Origin of the sequence: Streptomyces sp. CGMCC 4.7035 (assembly GCF_031583065.1) — a bacterium.
Classification (GTDB): Bacteria; Actinomycetota; Actinomycetes; order Streptomycetales; family Streptomycetaceae; genus Streptomyces; species Streptomyces yaanensis.
In genome coordinates this window covers 2,723,616-2,743,709 of sequence record NZ_CP134053.1, presented here as the reverse complement: position 1 = coordinate 2,743,709, position 20,094 = coordinate 2,723,616, and the positions used below count along the sequence as shown (strand labels likewise).

15 protein-coding genes are annotated in these 20,094 nt (G+C 71.3%); 4 read left to right on the top strand and 11 right to left on the bottom strand.

Going from position 1 to position 20,094, the window contains the following annotated elements:
• Nucleotides 1–35: 35 nt before the first annotated feature.
• Both Q2K21_RS11485 and Q2K21_RS11480 read right to left on the bottom strand, forming a co-directional pair.
• Nucleotides 36–1,652, bottom strand: a complete 1,617-nt coding sequence (locus tag Q2K21_RS11485) for an AMP-binding protein (protein WP_310769599.1) — start codon at nucleotides 1,650–1,652, stop codon at nucleotides 36–38.
• Nucleotides 1,649–3,328 (bottom strand): AMP-binding protein, encoded by a 1,680-nt coding sequence (locus Q2K21_RS11480; RefSeq protein ID WP_310769597.1) that lies wholly within the window; start codon nucleotides 3,326–3,328, stop codon nucleotides 1,649–1,651. The genes Q2K21_RS11485 and Q2K21_RS11480 overlap by 4 nt, the downstream gene beginning before the upstream one ends.
• A 101-nt stretch (nucleotides 3,329–3,429) precedes the next feature.
• Here Q2K21_RS11480 and Q2K21_RS11475 point away from each other — a divergent pair, with 101 nt between their 5' ends.
• The 3 genes from Q2K21_RS11475 (at nucleotide 3,430) to Q2K21_RS11465 (ending at nucleotide 8,358) form a co-directional block, all read left to right on the top strand.
• On the top strand, nucleotides 3,430–4,266 hold the full coding sequence (locus Q2K21_RS11475) for a helix-turn-helix transcriptional regulator (RefSeq protein WP_310769595.1): 837 nt from the start codon (nucleotides 3,430–3,432) through the stop codon (nucleotides 4,264–4,266).
• A 230-nt stretch (nucleotides 4,267–4,496) separates the two neighbouring features.
• The gene (locus tag Q2K21_RS11470) at nucleotides 4,497–7,307 is read left to right on the top strand and encodes a helix-turn-helix transcriptional regulator (protein WP_310769593.1); all 2,811 of its coding nucleotides are present in this window, start codon (nucleotides 4,497–4,499) and stop codon (nucleotides 7,305–7,307) included.
• A gap of 259 nt (nucleotides 7,308–7,566) precedes the next feature.
• Nucleotides 7,567–8,358, top strand: a complete 792-nt coding sequence (locus Q2K21_RS11465) for a S1 family peptidase (RefSeq protein ID WP_310769591.1) — start codon at nucleotides 7,567–7,569, stop codon at nucleotides 8,356–8,358.
• Nucleotides 8,359–8,485: 127 nt separating this feature from the next.
• Here the strand turns inward: Q2K21_RS11465 and dmpI are convergent, their stop codons facing one another.
• The 3 genes from dmpI to Q2K21_RS11450 all read right to left on the bottom strand — a co-directional run bounded on the left by dmpI (nucleotide 8,486) and on the right by Q2K21_RS11450 (nucleotide 10,872).
• The gene (gene dmpI / locus Q2K21_RS11460) at nucleotides 8,486–8,668 is read right to left on the bottom strand and encodes a 4-oxalocrotonate tautomerase DmpI (RefSeq protein WP_310769589.1); all 183 of its coding nucleotides are present in this window, start codon (nucleotides 8,666–8,668) and stop codon (nucleotides 8,486–8,488) included.
• A gap of 105 nt (nucleotides 8,669–8,773) precedes the next feature.
• Nucleotides 8,774–9,640 (bottom strand): LysR family transcriptional regulator, encoded by an 867-nt coding sequence (locus tag Q2K21_RS11455; protein ID WP_310769587.1) that lies wholly within the window; start codon nucleotides 9,638–9,640, stop codon nucleotides 8,774–8,776.
• Between the two features lie 107 nt (nucleotides 9,641–9,747).
• Nucleotides 9,748–10,872 (bottom strand): winged helix DNA-binding domain-containing protein, encoded by a 1,125-nt coding sequence (locus Q2K21_RS11450; RefSeq protein ID WP_310769585.1) that lies wholly within the window; start codon nucleotides 10,870–10,872, stop codon nucleotides 9,748–9,750.
• 159 nt (nucleotides 10,873–11,031) lie between these two features.
• Here Q2K21_RS11450 and Q2K21_RS11445 point away from each other — a divergent pair, with 159 nt between their 5' ends.
• Nucleotides 11,032–12,219, top strand: a complete 1,188-nt coding sequence (locus Q2K21_RS11445; RefSeq protein WP_386275970.1) for a magnesium and cobalt transport protein CorA — start codon at nucleotides 11,032–11,034, stop codon at nucleotides 12,217–12,219.
• Here the strand turns inward: Q2K21_RS11445 and Q2K21_RS11440 are convergent.
• From Q2K21_RS11440 to Q2K21_RS11415, 6 genes are all read right to left on the bottom strand, one after another.
• Nucleotides 12,197–12,928, bottom strand: a complete 732-nt coding sequence (locus Q2K21_RS11440) for a phage integrase central domain-containing protein (protein ID WP_310769583.1) — start codon at nucleotides 12,926–12,928, stop codon at nucleotides 12,197–12,199. The two genes, Q2K21_RS11445 and Q2K21_RS11440, sit on opposite strands and share 23 nt — an antisense overlap.
• Before the next feature lie 5 nt (nucleotides 12,929–12,933).
• On the bottom strand, nucleotides 12,934–13,317 hold the full coding sequence (locus Q2K21_RS11435) for a RidA family protein (protein ID WP_310769581.1): 384 nt from the start codon (nucleotides 13,315–13,317) through the stop codon (nucleotides 12,934–12,936).
• Between the two features lie 61 nt (nucleotides 13,318–13,378).
• Nucleotides 13,379–14,869, bottom strand: a complete 1,491-nt coding sequence (locus Q2K21_RS11430) for a carboxylesterase/lipase family protein (protein WP_310769579.1) — start codon at nucleotides 14,867–14,869, stop codon at nucleotides 13,379–13,381.
• A gap of 22 nt (nucleotides 14,870–14,891) precedes the next feature.
• Nucleotides 14,892–15,806 (bottom strand): MBL fold metallo-hydrolase, encoded by a 915-nt coding sequence (locus Q2K21_RS11425; RefSeq protein ID WP_310769577.1) that lies wholly within the window; start codon nucleotides 15,804–15,806, stop codon nucleotides 14,892–14,894.
• A gap of 631 nt (nucleotides 15,807–16,437) precedes the next feature.
• Entirely contained in the window at nucleotides 16,438–18,771 is a 2,334-nt protein-coding gene (locus Q2K21_RS11420; RefSeq protein WP_310769575.1) for an FUSC family protein, read from the bottom strand.
• A gap of 329 nt (nucleotides 18,772–19,100) precedes the next feature.
• Nucleotides 19,101–20,057 carry an MBL fold metallo-hydrolase gene (locus tag Q2K21_RS11415; RefSeq protein ID WP_310780850.1) on the bottom strand — a complete coding sequence of 319 codons (957 nt, stop codon included), beginning with the start codon at nucleotides 20,055–20,057 and terminating at the stop codon, nucleotides 19,101–19,103.
• Nucleotides 20,058–20,094 lie beyond the last annotated feature (37 nt).

The window sequence follows — 20,094 nt, the reverse complement described above, 5'->3', positions numbered from 1 at the left end:
CCGACTCACTGCGGCCGGGCGCCGTACCGCTCGGCTCACTGCGGCCGGGCGCCGTACCGCTCCCGCAGCTCCACCTTGCGCACCTTCCCGGAGACGGTCATCGGGAAGGCGTCGAGGAGCTGGAGGCGGCTCGGGACCTTGTAGTGGGCGAGCCGCCCCTCGCAGTAGGCACGCAGTTCCTCCAGCGTGAGCGGGTCGGCCGGGTCGTGCGGGATGACACAGGCGAGGACCTCCTCGCCGTACTTCTCGTGCGGGACCCCGACCACCTGGACGTCACGGATCTTGGCGTGGGCGTACAGGAACTCCTCGACCTCGCGCGGGTATATGTTCTCTCCGCCCCGGATGATCATGTCCTTGATGCGGCCGACGATCTCGACGTATCCGTCCTCCCGCATCACCGCCAGGTCCCCGGTGTGCATCCAGCGGCCGGGGTCGACGGCCTCGGCGGTCTTCTCGGGCTCGTTCCAGTAGCCGAGCATCACGCTGTAGCCGCGGGTGCACAGCTCGCCCGAGACACCGCGCGGTCGGGTGACTCCGGTGACCGGGTCGACGACCTTCACCTCCAGGTGCGGAAGCACCCGGCCGACGGTGCCCGTACGGTGCTCCAGGTCGTCGTCGATGCGGGTCTGCAGCGACACAGGGGAGGTCTCGGTCATGCCGTAGCAGATGGAGACCTCCGCCATGTGCATCTCGGCGACCACCCGCTTCATCACCTCCACCGGACAGGGCGAGCCCGCCATGATGCCGGTGCGCAGGCTGGAGAGGTCGTACGTGGCGAAGTCGGGGAGGTTCAGCTCCGCGATGAACATCGTGGGGACGCCGTAGAGGGAGGTGCAACGCTCCCGCTGGACCGCCTCCAGTGTGGCCTTCGGGTCGAAGGACGGCGCCGGGATGACCATGCACGCGCCGTGGGAGGTGGCCGCCAGGTTGCCCATCACCATGCCGAAACAGTGGTAGAAGGGCACGGGGATGCAGATCCGGTCCTGCTCGCCGTAGGCGATGGACTCACCCACGAAATAACCGTTGTTCAGGATGTTGTGGTGGGAGAGGGTGGCCCCCTTCGGGAAGCCCGTCGTGCCCGAGGTGTACTGGATGTTGATGGGGTCGTCGCACGACAACTCGGCGGCCCGCGCGAGCAGTTCGTCACGCCGGCCGGGCGTCGCGCGCCCGAGGAAGTCCCCCCAGCCCGGGTCGCCGATGTAGACGGTCTCCCGCAACCGCGGACATCTGCCCCGCACTTCCTCGACCATCGCCCGGTAGTCGCTGTTCTTGTGGCTGAGGGAGGCGAACAGCAGCGAGATACCGGCCTGGTTGAGGACGTACTCGGCCTCGTGGGTGCGGTAGGCCGGGTTGATGTTGACCATGATGGCGCCGATGCGGGCGGTGGCGTACTGCACCAGCACCCACTCCGCGCAGTTGACCGCCCAGATGCCCACCCGGTCGCCCTTGGCGACCCCGCTCGCCAGCAGCGCGCACGCCAGCTCGTCGACGTCCGCGGCGAACTCGGCGTACGTCCAGCGCCGCCCGGACGGCACGTCGACCAGGGCCTCGCGCTCCGGCCAGGCGGCGACGGCCCGGTCCAGGTTGGCCCCGATGGTGTCGCCGAGCAGCGCGGTACCGCTCGTTCCGTGCGTGTACGACGCCTCGCTCACCGGAAGTCCTCCTCGCGGTACTCGTTCACCGAGCCGGCGGCCGTGGCCTCGCGCAGCTCGATCCGGCGGATCTTGCCGGAGACCGTCTTGGGCAGCTCGGCGAACTCCAGGCGCCGGATCCGCTTGTAGGGGGCGAGCACCTCGCGGGAGTGCTCGAAGAGCACCTTCGCGGTGTCGGTGCCCGGCTCCCAGCCGTCGGCGAGGACGACGTAGGCCTTCGGCACGGCCAGGCGCAGCTCGTCGGGTGCGGGCACGACGGCCGCCTCGGCGACCGCCTCGTGCTCCAGCAGGGCGCTCTCCAGCTCGAACGGGGAGATCTTGTAGTCCGAGGCCTTGAAGACGTCGTCGCTTCGACCGATATAGGTCAGGTAGCCGTCTTCGTCCCTTGATGCCACGTCTCCGGTGCGGTAGTAGCCGCCCGCCATCGCCTCCGCCGTACGGTCCGCGTCGCCGTGGTAGCCGGTCATCAGGCCCACCGGCCGCGCGGAGAGATCGAGCGCGATCTCGCCCTCTGTCGCTCCCGGCGCGCCCGTCACCGGGTCGAGCAGTTCCACGCGGTAGCCGGGGCTCGGCCGGCCCATCGAGCCGGTCTTCAGCCGCTGGCCGGGGCTGTTGGCGACCTGGACGGCGGTCTCGGTCTGCCCGAAGCCGTCCCGGATGGTCACGCCCCAGGCCCGCCGCACCTGCTCGATGACCTCGGGGTTGAGCGGTTCACCGGCGGCGACGGCCTCCCGTGGCGGAGTGCGCAGCTGGGTGAGGTCGGCCTGGATGAGCATGCGCCACACCGTCGGCGGGGCGCAGAACGTGGTCACCCCCGCGCGGTCCATCTCGGCCATGAGCCGGGCCGCGTCGAAGCGCGTGTAGTTGTGGATGAAGACGGTCGCCTCCGCGTTCCACGGGGCGAACAGGTTCGACCAGGCGTGCTTGGCCCAGCCCGGCGAGGAGATGTTCAGATGCACGTCACCGGGCCTCAGGCCGATCCAGTACATCGTCGCCAGATGGCCGACCGGGTAGGAGACATGGGTGTGCTCGACCAGCTTGGGGCGGGCGGTGGTGCCCGAGGTGAAGTACAGCATCAGCGGATCGTCCGCGTGGGTGGGGCCGTCGGGTGCGAAGTCCGCGTCGGCCGCGTACACGTCCTCGTACGCCCGCCAGCCCTCGGGTGCGCCCCCGACCGCGATCCTGGTGTAGCCGCCCGGCACCTCGTCGAACTTGCCGGTGTCCCCGGCGCGCACGACGACGTGCCGGACCTGGCCGCGGTCGACGCGGTCGCGCAGGTCGGCGGGGCCGAGCAGCGGGGTGGCCGGGATGACGACCGCGCGCAGCTTGATCGCGGCCAGCGCGGTCTCCCACAGTTCGGTCTGGTTGCCGAGCATGACCAGGATGCGGTCCTCGGCGCGCACACCCCAGGCGCGCAGCCGGTTCGCCACCCGGTTCGAGCGCTCGGACATCTGGGCGAAGGACAGTTCGGTGGTGGCGCCGTCCTCCTCGACGATGTGCAGCGCGGTGCGGTCGTTGCCGTCCGCGATGACGTCGAACCAGTCGAGGGCCCAGTTGAAGTACGCCGGACGCGGCCAGCGGAAGCCCTCGTACGCCGTCGCGTAGTCCTCCCGGTGCGCCAGCAGGAAGTCCCGCGCGGTCCGGAACGCGTCCGTCGCGTCGGTGTTCGCCGTCATGTGTCCTCCTCATTGCCGGACAGCCACCTAACATCGTGTAATCCGTGATGCAGGTCTCACCACCCCCGAACGGGGGTGCGCCGCGATGAAGGGGCGAGGACGTGGCAGCAGACGCAGCCGAGGCGGTGGAGGTGCGGGGCGCCCTGGTGCGGCTGCGGCGTGCCACGGGGCTGCCGGTCGCCTTCGGCGGCCTCGTGGAGTCCGGGCGGCCGCAGATCCGCATCAGCGAACTCAGCGGCACCGCGACGACGGCGCTCAGCTCGCTCGCCGTGGTCTCCGGCAACGGCCTCGGCGGCAAGGTGGCCGCACTGGCCCGGCCGTGCGCGGTGACCGACTACTCGGCCTCGCGGCAGATCAGCCACGAGTACGACGTGGCGGTGGCGACGGAGGGGCTCAAGTCCGTGCTCGCGGTGCCGGTGGTCGTACGACGCCGGGTGCGCGGAGTGCTGTACGGCGCCCTGCGGACGGCTCAGCCGCTGGGCGACCGCACGCTGTCCGCGGCCGTGGAGGCGGCGCGGGACGTGGAGCAGGCGCTGGTGGCGCGGGACGAGGCCCGTGCCCTGCTGACGGCCGTACGGGAGCCCGCGGCGCCGGACAGCGCGGCCTGGGAGCAGGTCCGCGAGGCACACGGCGCGTTGCGGGCACTGGCGCAACGGGTCGAGGACCCGGCGCTGCGGGCCGAGCTCCTTCAGGTGTGCGGGCGCCTGGCCGGCGCGGCGTCCCCCGAGTCCCCGGCCCGGGCCGTGGGTCTGGCGCCGCGGGAGGTGGACGTCCTGTCGTGCGTGGCGGTGGGCTCGACGAACGCGGTGGCGGCGGAGCGGCTGGGGCTGCGCCCGGAGACCGTGAAGGGATATCTGCGGTCGGCGATGCGGAAGTTGGGGGCGCACACGAGGTGGGAGGCGGTCGTGGCGGCACGCCGGGCCGGAGTACTGCCCTAGGTCCTGTGTCCCGGCCCGGCCTCGCCGTGGTCCGCCGCGCACTCGTCCCGACGGATTACCACCCACCCGCCCTTTTTGCGCTCCCCTGGATTGTCGGTTCTCCATTCACTCGGCACTCCGGTGAATTCCCTTGTGCCGACCCGTTGTTATTTCCCTCACCACACCGTCCCTCCGAAATTCAAAGACTGGTTGCCTAACATTGGCCAGGACACGACACACGGAGGGGAGCGGTGACCGTGCGACGGGACTTCCAGGAGCCTGCGAGACCCCGCCCCGACCTGGTCATCGGCCGGGAGGAGCTGTTCGCCGGAGCGCGTGAGCAACTCACCGGCGGGGGCAGTGTGCTGGTGCACGGCCCCGCCGGAATAGGAAAGTCGACCGTCCTGCGCACGCTGGCCGCGGAATACGGCGAAGCGGCACGCACCGTGTTGCGCTGCTCGGCGACCGAGTCCGAATCGCACCTTCCCTTCCTGGCCCTCGCCGACCTGCTCGGCCTCGTCGTGGACGAAGTCGCCGACCTGTTGCCCGCCCCGCAGCGCACCGCCCTGGAGTCCGCGCTCACCGGCCGCGGCGAGTCCACGCTGCAGCGGGACGGACTCGCGCTGCGGCTCGCGGTGCTGTCCACGCTCCGCGCGCTCGCCGCCCGCGGCCCCGTACTGATCGTCGCCGACGACCTCCAGTGGCTGGATCCGGCCAGCGCCGAACTGCTCGGCTTCGCCGCCCGGCGCCTGGACGGCACTCCGGTGCAGATGCTGTGCGCGGTGCGCACGCACACCGAGCCGCAGGACCAGGAGCACGCCCGCTTTCTGAGCGCGTCCCCGCCGAACACGCTCGCGGTCAAGGTGAACCCCCTCTCGCACGGCCAGGTCGCCGAACTTCTCGGCCACCGCGGCTACACCGGGCTGCCCCGCTCCACCGTCCGCGACATCCACCGCACCAGCGGCGGCAACCCCCTGTTCGCGCTGGAACTGGGCCGCGCCCTCGCCGAGAGCGCTACGCCGCCGAGCCCCGGTGAGCCGCTGCCCGTGCCCACCTCGCTGCGCGCGCTGGTCCTCAACCGGCTGGAGGCGCTGCCGGCTCAGGCGCGCCGCACGCTGCTCGTGGCGAGCGCCGGGGCGCGGCCCACCCTGGCCCTGCTGCACGCGGCGGGCCGGAAGAACGCGGAGGCGGAGACCGCGCAGGCCGCCGCGCTGGGGCTGCTGGTGACGGATCGGGACGCGCCGGGCGTACGGTTCACACATCCGCTGATATCGGCCGCGCTGTATGCACAGGCCAGCGCTCAGGAGCGGCGGGAGGCGCACGCCGCACTGTCGACCGCGGCCTCCGATCCGATCGAGCGGGCCCGGCACCTCGCCCTCGCGACCACCGGAACGGACCCAGGCGTGGCGGCGCGGCTCGGCGAGGCCGCGGCCGCCGCCCGGGACCGGGGCGCGCCGTCGGTTGCCGCGGGGCTCGGGCTGCTCGCGGCCCGGCACACCCCGGCGGACGCCGTGCCGGGTCCGGACGAGCGACGGCTTCAGTCGGCCGAGGACGCGCTCACCGCCGGGGAGACGGACTTCGCCCGGGACATCGCCCACGAGGTGCTGGCCCACGCCACCGAGCCGGCCGACCGGGTGCGGGCGTGGATGGTCGTGATCGACGCGGCCGGGCACGCGATGGCCGAGGTCGACGCGGTCTTCCCGCAGGCGCTGGCGGACGCGGGCGACGATCCACGGCTGCTCACCCTCGTGCACTACCAGCTCGCCTGGCGGGCGCTGCTCGTCGAGGGCGACTTCGAGCGGGCCCGGGAGGAGAGCGCGCGCGCCGCGGAGCTCGCGGCGCGGGCCGGTGACCGGCGCGACGAGCTGCTGGCGCTGGCCTTCCAGGCCCAGATCGAGACGCTGATGGGGCATCCGGACGCGCCCGCGACCATCAAACGCGCGCTCAAGGAGCCGCAGGACCCCCGGGTGGCGTGCGACCACAACGGCGCCGGTGCCGCACGGTTCCGCTGGCTGATCATGAGCGACCAGCTCACCGAGGCACGCAAGACGGCCGGCGCGCTGCTGCGCGAGGTACGGCGGCGCGGGATGGTCGAGGCCGAGGTGCACTTCCTGCGCGGGCTCGCCGAGACCGAACTGCGGGCCGGGCACTGCGGGCGGGCCCTGGACCTGGCGCGGGAGAGCCTGAGGCTGGCCCGGGACACCGGGATCGGGGAGGCCGCGAGCGCCATGCTCACCTCGCTCGCCGAGGCCGCGGGCGGCGAGGTGGACCGGGCGCTGACGCTCGCCCGGGAGGCCGTGGCACGTGCCGAGGAGGACGGCGACGTGGTGTACCAGTCACGGGCGCTGGCCGCGCTGGGGCATGCCCAGCTGGTGGCCGGGGACGCCGGGGGTGCGGTGGGGTCGCTGCGCCGGGTACGGGAGTTGGAGGAGGGCCTCGGGGTCACCGACCCCGCCCGCGGGCGCTGGCACGGCGACCTCGCCGAGGCACTGGTGCGCGTCGGGGAGCCGGCCGAGGCGCAGGACGTCATCGACGCCACGCGCACCCGAGCGCTGCGGCTCGGGCGCGAGAGCGTGCTCGCGGTGCTGGACCGGGCGGAGGCGCTGGTGCGGGCGGCGCGCGGCGAAGCCGAAGCGGCCGAACGGCAGTTGACGTCGGCTCAGGACCGGCTGTCCAAGCTGGGCTACGGTCTGGAGGAGGCACGGGCGGCGTACGCGCTGGCGGGTCTGCGCACGCAGCGGCCGGGCCCGACGTCGTACGACGAGGCGGCCCGCCTCTTCCGCCGCTGCCGGGCGATGCCGTGGCTGCGGCAGGTGGAGACGGCCACGGTCACGGGCTCGGTCCAGCCGCCCCTGGCCGCGGCGGCCCTCGACACCCTGGCCGCGACGGAACGGCAGGTGGCCGCGCTGGTCATGGAGGGCGCGACGAACCGGGAGATCGCGGCGCGTCTGTTCATCAGCGTGAAGACGGTGGAGGCGACGCTGACGCGGGTCTACCGCAAGCTCGGCATCCGCTCCCGCGTGGACATCGTGCGGCTGGCGGCGGGGCACCGCTCGGGCTGATTCGCCGCACAGGGCTGCCCAGGTCACCGGTTTACGCGCGGAGACCGAGGGTTATCCCTGTCCAACTCCCTTAGGGGGTTCCCTCATTGGGATGGGGCACCGCGAGCTTCTAGCGTAAGGGGCGTGCCGCTCGCCGGGCACACCGGGGCCGGTCCCTCCCCCAAGCTCTCGGCTTCGCTCGAGCAGGGGGTACCCCCATCCCCGGTGCACACCCCCCACCCGCGCGACCCCCCACCGGCAACCCCCCTTGAGGAGACTCATGTTCGGGATCGACCGCGCCAGAAAGACCGCAGCCGCCGCCATAGCGACCGCCGCGGCGGCCACGACCGCGCTGCTGGGCGCCCCCAGTGCCGTCGCCGCGCCGCAGCCGATCGTCGGCGGTTCGACGACCACGACGACCGCGTACCCGTTCATGATGCAGATCACGGACGCCTCGCAGAACCAGTTCTGCGGCGGCACCCTGGTCGCGGCCAACAAGGTCGTCACCGCCGCGCACTGCATGGTCGGCGAGACCACCAGCAGTGTCCGCGTGGTCGGCGGCCGCACCTACCTCAACGGCACCAACGGCACGGTCAGCAGAGTCAGCAAGATCTGGATCAACCCCGACTACACCGACGCCACCAACGGCGACGACGTGGCCGTACTGACCCTGTCGACCTCGATGCCGTACACCAAGGCGTCGTACGTCTCGTCCTCCCAGACGAGCGTGTACGCGGCCGGCACCACGGCCCGGATCCTCGGCTGGGGCACCACCTCGGAGAACGGCGGCTCCTCCAACCAGCTGCGCACCGCGACCGTGCCGATCGTCTCCGACTCCAGCTGCAAGAGCTCGTACGGCTCCGGCTTCGTCGCGAGCGACATGGTGTGCGCCGGGTACTCCTCCGGCGGCGTGGACACCTGCCAGGGCGACAGCGGCGGTCCCCTGCTCATCGGGGGCGTCCTGGCAGGCATCACTTCCTGGGGCGAGGGCTGCGCCGAGGCCGGTCACCCGGGTGTCTACACCCGGCTGACCACCTTCTCGAACCTGGTGACCGCCCAGGTCAACTCGTAGCCCAGCAGACTCCTGAGCACCCCTCAGGTAGATACCAGGGGGCGTTGCGGGCCTCCACGAGCGGCCCGCAACGCTCCCTATCCAATCCCGGGCCGCGAGCCGGTCGCCGATCCGGCTCGCGCCCCTCCTACTTGTCGGCGGTCAGCTTCCCCGCGGCACCCCAACTGTCCGCCGGCACCTCGTGGATCCACACCTGTACGGTCTCGGCCGGGATCTTGTACGCGTCGACGAAGGCGTCGGTGACACGCTTGACGAGGTCCCGCTTGAGCTCGACGTCGCGGGGACCCTGCTGGATGGTGACGATGGGCATGGCTGAACTCCCTCGTGAGGCGGCGATCGGTGCCGCTCGATCGGTGTGGGTCCAGTCCATCGCGCGGGGCGTCAGGGACCAAGAAGCAGATCGTGAGCGCAGCGATCAGTTCTTGTGATCGCCGCAGGCCAGGAGCAGATCGTCCAGGTACGGCGGCGGGGCCGACGATCTGACGGCGAGCCCCGTCGGCAGCGCGAGGCCCGGCGCCCGGAACGGTACGAAGGCCACGCGGGGGCTGTGCAGCACGCGGGCGTGGGAGGCGTACACCACCGTCCACAGCGGCCGGCTGCCGATGGTGGCGAGCGTGTCCTGGAGAGAACCGGACACCGGTCCCGGCAGCGGTTCGAACCCGGCCGCGTGGCACGCGCCGACCACCAGGTCGACCAGGGCGGGGTTGGTGGCGCGCGCGGTGATGCTCAAGGGCAGCCCGACCAGCTCGTCGAGCGCGATCTCCGCCCGTGCGGCCAGGGGGTGCCCGGCGGGCAGCGCGGCCACCAGCGGGTCGGACCACAGCGGCAGCACCCGTATGCCCGGCACCGGCTCCACGGCCCGTACGAACGCGGCGTCCAATCGCCCGTCCGCGACCCGGGCGAGCCGCTGCGCCGCCGGGAGCGAGACCAGCTCGACGGGCACGTCCGGCAGGCGCCGCGCGAAGGCCGCGAGGACCCGGTCCAGGTGCGCGCCGAGCCCGGTGCTGGTGCCGAGGCGCAGCCCCGCCGGGGGCGCGACCGCGGCGCGGGCCCGGTCCGCGGCGGCCAGCACCGCCCGCGCCTCGGGCAGCAGCCGCTCCCCCGCCGCCGTCAGCCGTACGTGCCGGGGCGAGCGGTCGAACAGCTCGGCGCCCAGCTCCCGCTCCAGCCGCTGTATCTGCTGACTGACCGCGGACTGCACGATGTGCAGCCTCTCCGCCGCACGCCCGAAGTGCAGCTCTTGGGCGACGGTGACGAAAAAGCTGAGCTGCCGCAGTTCCATGGCCTCGACTCTAGGGGCCTGTTCGCCCTTCCGTTTTCCCCTTCCATGGACACCGGAGGGACTGGTCTGGCACGGGGCAGGACTCATCGGGGCCCGATCGGGCGCCGTCACGGCCGTACGACGGTCCCGAAGCGGATGTCGTACGCGACCCCCGGATGCATGACCGCGAGCATCCGCTCCCCCTCCGCGGTCACCTCCTCCCGCTGGGCCGCGGTGAGGTCCCCGAAGGGCTCGATGACGAGCGCGTCCTCCTCCAGCTTCCACACGCCCGCCAGGAATCCGTCGACGAGGAGCGTGCGGTACGCCTGGTTGCCGGCCCAGCTGCGGCCCTTGAGGTCGGGGGGCACGACGCGGGTGCGGTCGGCGTGGGAGAGGAGCAGGTTGTCGAACTCGGGCAGGAAGCGCGGCGGGGCCGGGGTGTCCGGGTCGGGCCGGGGCGCGTCGGGGAGGTCGAAGAGTTCGACGCCGTTCTCGTCCCGGAAGGTCACCAGCTCCGGGCGGAGGCGTTCGAAGGCCTCGCGCAACCGGGTCAGACCGGCCCAGGTCTGCATGTCCTTGACGGAGGCGGGCCCGTACGCGGCGAGGTAGCGCAGGACGGTGTCGTCCGGGGTGGGGGCCGGCTCGGCGGGACGGCCGAGCCAGTGCTCGGCAGTGGTGAGCGCGACCTGGCCGCTGCGGTCCCACAGACCGCGCGGGGTGACCTGGACGAGGGGCAGCAGACAGCGCGCGGCGACGGACAGGGCCCCCGGGTCGGCGTCCGGCCACTCGACGAGCAGTGCCTCGCGCAGCTCCTTCATGGTGCGTGGCGCGGCCTCGACGAGTTCGCGGGCGAGTGCGGCGAGGCGGGCCGGGTCCACTCCGCCGAGGCCCTTGCGGAAGAGGGTGAGCTCGCGGTCGCGGGCGGGCTGCACCAGCGGGCGCAGGGTGAGGCAGTCGTCGGCGGTGTGGGTGTGGATGGTGGAGCGCATGGTGACGATGCGGACGACCTCGCGGTCGGCCATGAGCCGCGAGAGGTGTTCCGGGGCGAAGCCCTCCAGGCGGGCGGCGAGCGCGTAGTACGGGGGCTTGACGTTCTGAGCCTGGAGTCCGAGGAGGTGCTCGACGGCCCCCTTCGCGGACAGCGGCGAGCGGCGCAGCAGGAGCTGGCGGTCGAGGGTGGCACGGCCCAGGGCGCGGGGACCGAGGACGGGGGCGGAGGCCGGGGGCCGGACGCGGGGGCTCGTCTTCGTCATGCCCCGCACGCTAGCTCTGCTTGCGGACAGCCACTGTCCGCATCTCTCACCGGATCCTGGAGGCGGTCCGCACGCCCGCGTCGTTTGCCCCGTATATCCTGCTCCGTGATCTCGCAGACGTACGTTCGACGCGGGAGGCAGCCGCGATGCCCGAGCGCCGTGCCCTCCCCCGAGCTCTCGGCTTCGCTCAAGCAGGGAGGTACCCCCATCGCCCCGAACAACGGCAGGAAGCCGGTGTGGCGCCGCGCGCCGGCCCAGACGCCGGCGTCGCCCCCGGACCCCCCGGCGTCCCGTCCCGGCCTCGCGAGCCCCGAACCGGCGGAGACGGGCAGCGTGGTCCAGGCGGCCCTGTACCGGGACGGCGTCCGTGTCTCGTCGCCCGCGTCCCTGGCCGACACCTTCCGCGAGCTGCGCGACCAGCCGGACGGTATGGCGTGGATCGGCCTGGCCCGTCCGACGGAGTCCGAACTGCTCTCCCTGGCGGCCGAGTTCGATCTGCACCCGCTCGCGGTGGAGGACGCGATGGAGGCGCACCAGCGGCCCAAGCTGGAGCGGTACGGCGAAACGCTGTTCGTCGTGCTGCGCGCCGCCCGCTATCTGGACGCGCCGGAGGAGGTCGACTTCGGTGAGCTGCACGTCTTCGTCGGCCCGGACTTCGTGATCACGGTCCGCCATGGCGAGGCCCCCGACCTTTCGACCGTCCGCCACCGGATGGAGGAGTCGCCGGAGCTGCTGAAGCTGGGGCCCGAGGCGGTGCTGTACGCGATCCTGGACGCGGTCGTCGACGGCTACGCCCCGGTGGTCGCCGGCGTGCAGAACGACATCGACGAGATCGAGACCGAGGTCTTCCGCGGCGACCCGGAGGTGTCCCGCCGCATCTACGAACTCTCCCGTGAGATGGTCGAGTTCCAGCGCGCCACCCGCCCCCTGGTGGGCATGCTGCACGGCCTGATGGCGGGCTTCGCCAAGTACGGCACGGACGAGGAACTCCAGCGCTACCTGCGCGATGTGGCCGACCACGTCACCCACACCAGCGAGCGCGTGGACGGCTTCCGCCAGGCCCTGACGGACATCCTGACGGTCAACGCGACCCTGGTCACCCAGCAACAGAACGCGGAGATGCGGGCGCTGGCGGAGGCGGGGTTCGAGCAGAACGAGGAGATCAAGAAGATCTCGTCGTGGGCGGCGATTCTGTTCGCCCCGACGCTGGTCGGGACGATCTACGGCATGAACTTCAGGGAGATGCCGGAGTTGCACTGGGTACTCGGATATCCCTTCGCAGTCGTCCTGATGGCGGGCGTATGCACCACTTTGTACCTGATCTTCAAACGTAAGGACTGGCTCTGAGTAACCGGCCGACGAGGGCCCGCGTCAGGGCTTCACGGGGGCGGGCGCGACCGCCAGAAGCCGCGCTCAAGGCCGCTGGGGAGAATCTGTGGCGTGCCCACCACCCGGCCGTGACGGCCCGGGCACTTCGGCTGAGGAGTGCGTCGACGGCACCGCGCCGCCGTATGTCGTGGTGAGAATGAGCGGAAACCGCACCTTCGGCCAGCGCACCGACTTGGGCCCGCATCGGGTTGCGCACGAGGCGTTTGTCATCGATAGCCGTCTCGAAGATGTTCCAGAGCGAGGTGAGGATCTGCCGTGCGTAGCGCGGCGCGCATTCGCCCTCCAGCGCGGCGATGTACCCGCGCAAGACAGCCGGCGTAATGTCGCGCAGGGGAACCGTGCCAAGGTGCGGCCGGATGTGCAGACGAACTCGTTCATCGATGCGCTTGACCGTACCCGGCGCGCCCCGAACTCCCGCCTGCCAGTAGCGTGTCACGTAGTCGTCCAGCGTGACCGAACCGTCGCGCATGGCCGCGCTCACATCGCCTGGCTGCAGCGCGCCCTGCGGCAGTGAGCCGGCGACTTGGAGTACCTGGCCGTAGACCCGGCGTACGGGCTGGGGTGCGGCGAGCGGTGACGGTCGTCCCACCAGTGCGCACAGGACGTCGAGCAGGTCCTCCGGCGGAACCCTCAGGCTCGTGTACGCGCTCGTGAGACGACCGGTCATCGACGTCACTCGTCCAGCACTGCCAGGGCGTCGATCTCCACGAGCAGTCCGGGCGGAAGCTGCATGTACACGGTGGTGCGGGCAGGGAATGGCTCGCCGACGGCCGCTGCGTACGCCTCGTTCATCTCCGCCAGGTGGGCGGGATCGGTGAGGTACACGCGCAGCATCACGACGTCGTCGAGGCCGGCGCCGGCCGCCTTGAGGACGGCGGTGACGTTGCGCAGTACCTGCGTGGTCTGCTCGGCGACCGTGGTGCCGACGACGTCTCCCGTGGCCGGATCGAACGGGAGCTGCCCGGAGATCTGAAGGACGGGGCCCTTGCGGATGCCTTGAGAGAGCGGGGCCGGCAGGGCGGGGGCGTTCTCAGTGGCGATGACGGTTCTGGTCATGGTGTTCCTCGTGGTGGCGGTGTCCGGTGGAAGGGGTGGGCAGGCGAAGCACATGGGGCGGTCAGCTCCAGACCTGTCGTTCCTGGCTGCGGGGGTCGTCGACCTGGCGCCACTCGGCGTCGATGCGCATGGTGGCCCGGCGCTCGGCGTCGTACGGGTCCCAGCCGGGGTCGCCGGTCCGGGCGAACCGGATCCAGGTCTCGTGTACGCGGGTGGCGAGATCCGCGGGGGCCTTGTCCGGGCCGAGCAGGGCGTTGGGGCCGTTCAGTTCGGGCCGGTCGGCGAGGTCGAAGACGAAGGGCAGTTCGACCGCGTGGGTGGCGCCGAGCTCGCCGTCCAGGGCCTGGGAGCGCCAGGCGAACTCGTACGCGTAGGTGGCGGATCCGGGGTGGGCTGCATGGGCGCCGGCCAGTGCGCGGCTGCCCGCGCCGAACAGGGCGTCGGCCATGATGGCGGAGCGCAGTTCCGCGAAGGACGCCTCCGGGCGCGACTTGCGGTAGGTCTCGACGAGCTGCGCCGGATTCGGGTGCGAGCGCGCCGCCGCCTCGTCGACGTCGGCGGCGGTCGAGGTGGCGTACTTGCCCACCGGGACCAGATAGAGGTTGCCCTCTTCGGTGTTGGTGCCGACGAGCAGGTCGACGTGGGCGCTCAGGCCGGCGGCGACGGATTCGGCGGGCTGGGTGTCGAGTACCAGGCTGAAGGGGCTGAGGCCGATCAGCGGGTCACCGTGGGTCTCGGTCTGCAGATCGATGCCCGCGAGCCGGGAGGCGGCCTCGACCAGGCGCTCGTCCGAGATGTCGGCGAAGGCGTCGACGTGGGGTTCGATGCCCAGGGTCTCGGCCGCCGCCTTGGTGACGCGAGCAGCCTGCTCGGTGGTGAACGCGCCCAGGCCGCTGCCGCTCTGCACGATCGCCCGCCGGAACAGGCCGGCGGCGTCGGGGGTGGCGAGGACGCCGCCGACGATGGTCGCCCCGGCCGACTGGCCGAAGAGCGTGACGTTGTGCGGGTCGCCGCCGAAGGCGGCGATGTTCTCCCGCACCCAGCGCAGCGCGGCGACGACGTCGAGCAGGCCGCGGTTGGCCGGGGCGCCGGGGATGTCGAGGAACCCAGCGATGCCGAGCCGGTAGTTGAGGGTGACGAGGACGACGCCGTCACGGGCGAACGCGGAGCCGTCGTACATGGTGGACCGGGTCGAGCCGGCGACGAAACCGCCGCCGTGGACGAACACCATGACCGGCAGCTCGTCACCGCCGACGGCGGGCGTGAAGACGTTGACGGTGAGGTAGTCCTCGCCGCGGCTCCAGCCGGTGCCGAAGTAGGGGGTCATGTCCACGTTGCCGAGCTTGCGTTCGGACTGCGGGGCGTTTGGGCCCGGCACGGTGGCGTCCCGTACACCGTCCCACGGCTCGTGCGGCCGCGGCGGCGCGAACCGGCCGGCGCCGCGGGGCGGGGCGGCGTACGGGATGTTCAGGAAGGTCAGGGCGCCGCCCTGGCGCAGACCGCGAACGGCGCCCTGAGCGGTGGTCACGACAGGGTCGGGGTGGTGGTTCATGTCTCGTGTCTTTCCGCGGGCCTCAGGCCTGCTCGGTGTACTTGGAGAAGGGCGCCCAGCCCTTGACGGCGAACTTGTCTCCCTCGCGGACGACTTCGGCGGCGCCGTGGCCGCCGAGGTGCGCGGGGAAGACGAGGGCGTTGCTGTCGGCCGCCGAGCCCAGGAGCTTGCGGCGGGTGGCGCGGGCTTCAGCGGGGTCCTCGCAGAAGCAGCTGTTGGCGTCGGGCTCGTGGATCTGGATCGGGCTGTGCATCAGGTCGCCGACGAACAGGGCCCGGTCGGATCCGGACTCCAGCCTCAGCACCGACGAGCCGGGGGTGTGGCCGGGTGCGAGGTCGAGGCGCAGGTTGCCGTCGATCCGGTGGCTGCCCTCCCAGAGCTGGGTCAGGCCGGCCTCGTGCACGGGGGCGACGCTGTCCTCGAAGACGTTCTGGTTGCCGCGCCCGAGCAGGGTCTTGATCTCGTTGGCGGGGTTCCAGTAGTCGAAGTCCGCCTTGGCCATGAGGTAAGTGGCGTTGGGGAACGTCGGCACCCAGGTGCGGCCGTCGAGGTAGGTGTTCCAGCCGACGTGGTCGACGTGCAGGTGCGTGTTGATCACGATGTCGACGTCCTCGGGACGGACCCCGGCACGGGCGAGGTTGCCCAGGAAGTCGGTGTTCAGGCGGCTCCACACGGGCGCGTACGGACGGTCCTTGTGGTTGCCGACACCGGTGTCGACCAGGATGGTCTTGCCCTCACTGCGCAGTACCCAGGTCTGGATCGCGGAACTCACGATGTTGGTCTCGGCGTCCAGGAAGTCCGGCACCAGCCAGGAACGGTGGGTCTCCCACGCCTCGGCAGGGCTCTCCGGGACGAACGCTTCGGGCGTCAGGTCAACAGGACCGTAGTACTCCCAGACTCGGGTCACGGTGACATCGCCCAGGGTGATGGTGTCCACGGTTCTCTCCACTTCGATCATTTCCGCTACTCAGGCCGCAGGCGCGGGCGGATGCGGATGAGCGGGTGCTCAAGACGGGTACTGGGGTGCCTGGCCGCTGTGGGCCGGAGCACCGGGGGCGCCGCAACCGGGGCTGCGGCATCTTCGGCCGACCTCGTCGGTCCCGCCGCCGAGGTCGGAGCGGGCGCCGGGCTTCGGGTCTTCGCCGGTGGAATCAGGGCCGCCCCCAGCTCGAGTCCGTTCCGTGAACGGCCCTGCTCAACCATGGTGCGCCGCCTGGGATGTGCCGCGGTATGCGTCACGTGACTGCACCTGGACACCACGGTCATGGACTGGCCCTGACACCGCGGAGAGATCGGTGAGGCCACGCGTCGGCCCAGGCGGTGGTGGCCCTGTGCCGACCAGGGCGTGGGGCCGCTGTCCGCGTTGCTCCTGTCCGAGGGAAGCGCGGATCCTGACCCTTGCGGCTCTGTCGGACGACCAGGAGCCTCCCCGGTGCCGGAGCGCACGAGCAGCAGGGCCCCGGCGCCGCCCCGGTGGTTGCGGAAGTGCGCCGGCGGCTGCGGCCGGTTCGCCACGGTGGGAAGACAGACGGTCAGCGGTTCGTCGACGGCGGCCGATACGGCCCCGCTCAGCAGGCAGCCCGCCCCGGGCTGGTCGCGGGCTCGGTGACGCCTGTCGCACGACCGGCCCGGCAGGGCCTGACCGACGGGTGTGTGTGCGTGTCGGCCGGTGGGATCTGATCGGCGGCGGGCGTGGCCTGACTGGGCGGCGAGGAGACATCACCGCCCCCGGACGACACCACGGTGTGTCCGACGCCCGGCACGGGCGGGTCCCAGGCGCGTACGAGTGCGGTCAGGGTCGTGTCGAGACGGCCGATGTGGAGCAGCAGGCGCTGCTCGGGCGACGGCCGGCCGCGACGCATGCGCTGCTCGTCGGAGAGCAGGGACAGTGCCCTGGTGACCCTCGGGCGTGCCGTGCGGGGGGCCGTTCCCCGTCGGTGCCGCGTAACGCGGATCAGGTGCGTCACGGTCTCCTGCACACGGTCGGCCGCGTCGGCGATCCGGGGCGCGTACTCGATCCCGTCGCTCTCTGGGAGCCGCCCAGCCACGGCGGCCAGGCTCCGTGCGTGGTAGGCACCGGCTTCCAGCAGTTCCAAGAGGTGGCGGGCCCGATCACGACGGCCCCGCTGGAGATTGAGCGGGTGGGTGAGCGGCAGGCAGGCTCTGCGGAAGGACTCCAGCGCCTGATCGAGATCATGGGTCGCGCGCACCAGGCTCGTCTTGGTGCCGGTGCCAGGGATCCGCGTCGTCTCGTGCAGCAGGCGCCTGAGGGCCAGCAGAAAGTCGACCAGCTCCTCGTCACTGGCCCGGCGGACCGTGACGGGAAGTACGAGTACGGCGGCAAGAACACCGCAGGAGACCCCCAGCGCGGTCTCCTGCACCCGCAGGACGAGCACGTCCGTCGAGAACGTGTCCAGCAGCGCCAGCAGCATGCTCAGCATGCCGGTGATGAAGAACGTCACCGCCCAGTAGGCATCGGACGGGGTGTAGAACATCCCGAACATGCACACCAGCAGCAGGGCCAGGAGCAGCGACCCGTCCGGTCCGACCAGGGTCGCGAGGCCGTAGCCGAACACCACGCCCAGGACCGTGCCTGCCAGCCGCCGGACGCTTTGCAGCAGGACTTCGCCGGTGCTCTCGGTGTTGATGAACACGACCCATGTTGCCGCGACGGCCCAGTACCAGTGGTCCGGAGACAGCAGGTGACCGCCGAACACGGAGAGCGCGGAGGCGACGGTCACCTGGACGGCCTGCCGGGTCGTTCCGCGCTTGCGGTCTGCGTCGTCCGCTTTCCAGTACCGCTTGACGTCAAATGCCCGAACCCGCCGTGCGGTGGGCTCCTGCGGAGCGGGGCCGGGTCGTGTCGGGGAGCTGACACGACCCGGCCCCAACGAGCTCACGGCCATTGCCAGATCGTCGACCGCTTGGAAACAGTCCTGCACCGGCGTCCGTTCGCCCGGCCGGATCGACCGCTCGGCTTCGGGCGCTACCGCCTGCGCCTCGGGGGCAAAGGCCGTTCCCAGGGCGACCTGGTGATGCAGCAGACGGATCCGTCCAGCGAGCTGCTGCCGTGCGGTCCGTCCCGCGAGATCGTCGACGGCCAGGGACGTGTGGACCGCGCGGACCGTGAGCACAGCGAGCCGCTGTGCGGCCACCTCCACTCGCGAGAGGTGCCGCAACAGGCAGCTGTCGGTGGCCTCGTCGACGACGTGCTCGTCAAGAAAGTCCTCGATCAGGAGCACGGCCGTGTGGAGCCTGTCCAGACGCCTCTCCAGCGACTGACTCACCGTGTCGTCGTCCTGCCCGGCGCTGAGCAGGGTGGCCATGTCCCGCAGGACGTCGCGCAGCCGCCCGTCGAACGTGCGTCGCAGCCGGACGAGGACACGGGCCCCCGTCATGAATCCCGGACCGTACCAGACGGCCGCGACGGCCCCGAACGCGACGAGGACAGCTGCGCCCATCTGCGGCAGCTGGGCCGCTCGTGCCCCGGTGAACTGTGACAGGAAGAAGGCCATGAAGCCGAAGATGCCCAGGCCCTGCCCCCTGGGGCCGTACCGGCGGACGTGGACGGCGACGTAGATCAGCAGCAGGAACACGATCCTGGCCGCCACTGGGTACGGCGTGAGCACGGCTCCGGCGGTCAGCGCCGTGAGGGAGAGCGGAGCTCCGAGTCCCAGCGTGATCAGCTGGTTGCGTGGGTGCAGGTCACTGATCGCCAGAGAGGTCACCATCGCGGTGAAGCCGCCGACCAGCAAGTCCGTGTCGGACTGCCGAAGGGCAGCCAGGACAGCGAGGGACGCGGCGGCGCCGAGCACGGCGCGCATCGCGGAGGCCAGACGCATCAGCCCCGGGTCGACGGCGGCGAAACGGTCCCACAGCCATGCCGTCTTCCTTGCCACCATGAGGGTCTCCATACGTCCATTCGCGCGCGCATGGTGCGTTCGCCGGTCGGCGGACTGCGGCCATGACTTACCCAGGTGTCCGCGTAAGCTCCTTCGGACCGCGGCAAGCCGGGTTGTGAGTGTGAGAGAGAGCATCGGAGGCCCTGTAAGGACCAGCGCCTCGTCACCAGTCTCGGCAAGCCGGTCTTCCGTCCGGTATGCGTCAGATGACTGCTCTCGCAGTGCGCGCGGCCGGTCAGCCCGTGGCACGTAGTGGCGTTCTGTGACAACGACTCTGCCGGGACCGGACTTTCCGGAGATCGTCCACAGCTACCGGAGGTGCGGCCGGGTCAGCTGCGGCTGAATCCGGCCCAGTCCTTGATCTTGAAGTTGCTGCCGTCGCGCTCCACCTCGGCGGCGCCGTGGCCGGGCAGATGCGCGGGCAGGACGAGGGCCCTGTGGTCCGCTGCCCACTCCAATTCGCGGCGCCGGGTGGCGAGCGCCATCTTCTCGTCCTCCTCGAAGCAGCTGTTGAACTCGGGGTGTTCGAGTTGCAGCGGGGTGTGAAGCAGGTCGCCGATGAACACCGCTCGGTCACGCCCTGACTCCAGCCGGATGACGGACGAGCCGGGAGTGTGCCCGGCTGCGAGGCGCAACTCCAGGCTGGAGTCGAGGGTGTACGAGCCCTCCCACAGCTTCACCAGGCCCGCCTCGTGGACCGGGAGCACGCTGTCCTCCCATACGTTCTGGTTGCCCTGCCAGTACTTCGGACGTACGGGGCCCTGCGGGTTCCAGAAGTCGAACTCGATCTTGGGGATCAGATAGGTGGCGTTGGGGAAGGTGGGTACCCAGTCCCGGCCCTCACGTCGGGTGTTCCAGCCGACATGGTCGTTGTGCAGGTGGGTGTTGACGACGACATCGACGTCCTGTGGACGGACTCCGGCACGGGCCAGACGGCGCAGGAAATCAGTATCCATGTACTGCCACTGCTTTGCGTACGGACGGAACTTGTCGTTGCCGGCGCCCGTGTCGATCAGGATCGTTCTGCCCTCACTGCGCAGGACCCAGGTCTGCAGGGCGGAGTTGACCATGTCGGTGCTCGGCTTCCAGAAGTCCGGGCTGAGCCAGTCCCTGTTCTCCTCCCACAGTTCCTTCGGACTCTCCGGGAAGAACTGGCGTGACGTCAGGCCCACCGGACCGCTGAACTCCACGACACGGGTGACGGTGACCTTGCCCAACTGGATGGTCTCGACGCGTGTCCGGCGCTCGGCCCTCGTCAAGGCGGAGGCGTTGGCCGGCTGGACCATCTGGCTGCCCCACAGCCCAGCGGCGCCGATGCCCGCG

What these genes read in the sequence shown, in the direction of transcription:
- Q2K21_RS11420 (WP_310769575.1), bottom strand. Translation starts at nt 18,771, where the DNA reads ATGGTGGCAAGGAAGACGGCATGGCTGTGGGACCGTTTCGCCGCCGTC.
- Q2K21_RS11465 (WP_310769591.1), top strand. Translation starts at nt 7,567, where the DNA reads ATGTTCGGGATCGACCGCGCCAGAAAGACCGCAGCCGCCGCCATAGCG.
- Q2K21_RS11435 (WP_310769581.1), bottom strand. Translation starts at nt 13,317, where the DNA reads ATGACCAGAACCGTCATCGCCACTGAGAACGCCCCCGCCCTGCCGGCC.
- Q2K21_RS11415 (WP_310780850.1), bottom strand. Translation starts at nt 20,057, where the DNA reads ATGGTCCAGCCGGCCAACGCCTCCGCCTTGACGAGGGCCGAGCGCCGG.
- dmpI (WP_310769589.1), bottom strand. Translation starts at nt 8,668, where the DNA reads ATGCCCATCGTCACCATCCAGCAGGGTCCCCGCGACGTCGAGCTCAAG.
- Q2K21_RS11455 (WP_310769587.1), bottom strand. Translation starts at nt 9,640, where the DNA reads ATGGAACTGCGGCAGCTCAGCTTTTTCGTCACCGTCGCCCAAGAGCTG.
- Q2K21_RS11440 (WP_310769583.1), bottom strand. Translation starts at nt 12,928, where the DNA reads ATGACCGGTCGTCTCACGAGCGCGTACACGAGCCTGAGGGTTCCGCCG.
- Q2K21_RS11430 (WP_310769579.1), bottom strand. Translation starts at nt 14,869, where the DNA reads ATGAACCACCACCCCGACCCTGTCGTGACCACCGCTCAGGGCGCCGTT.
- Q2K21_RS11450 (WP_310769585.1), bottom strand. Translation starts at nt 10,872, where the DNA reads ATGACGAAGACGAGCCCCCGCGTCCGGCCCCCGGCCTCCGCCCCCGTC.
- Q2K21_RS11480 (WP_310769597.1), bottom strand. Translation starts at nt 3,328, where the DNA reads ATGACGGCGAACACCGACGCGACGGACGCGTTCCGGACCGCGCGGGAC.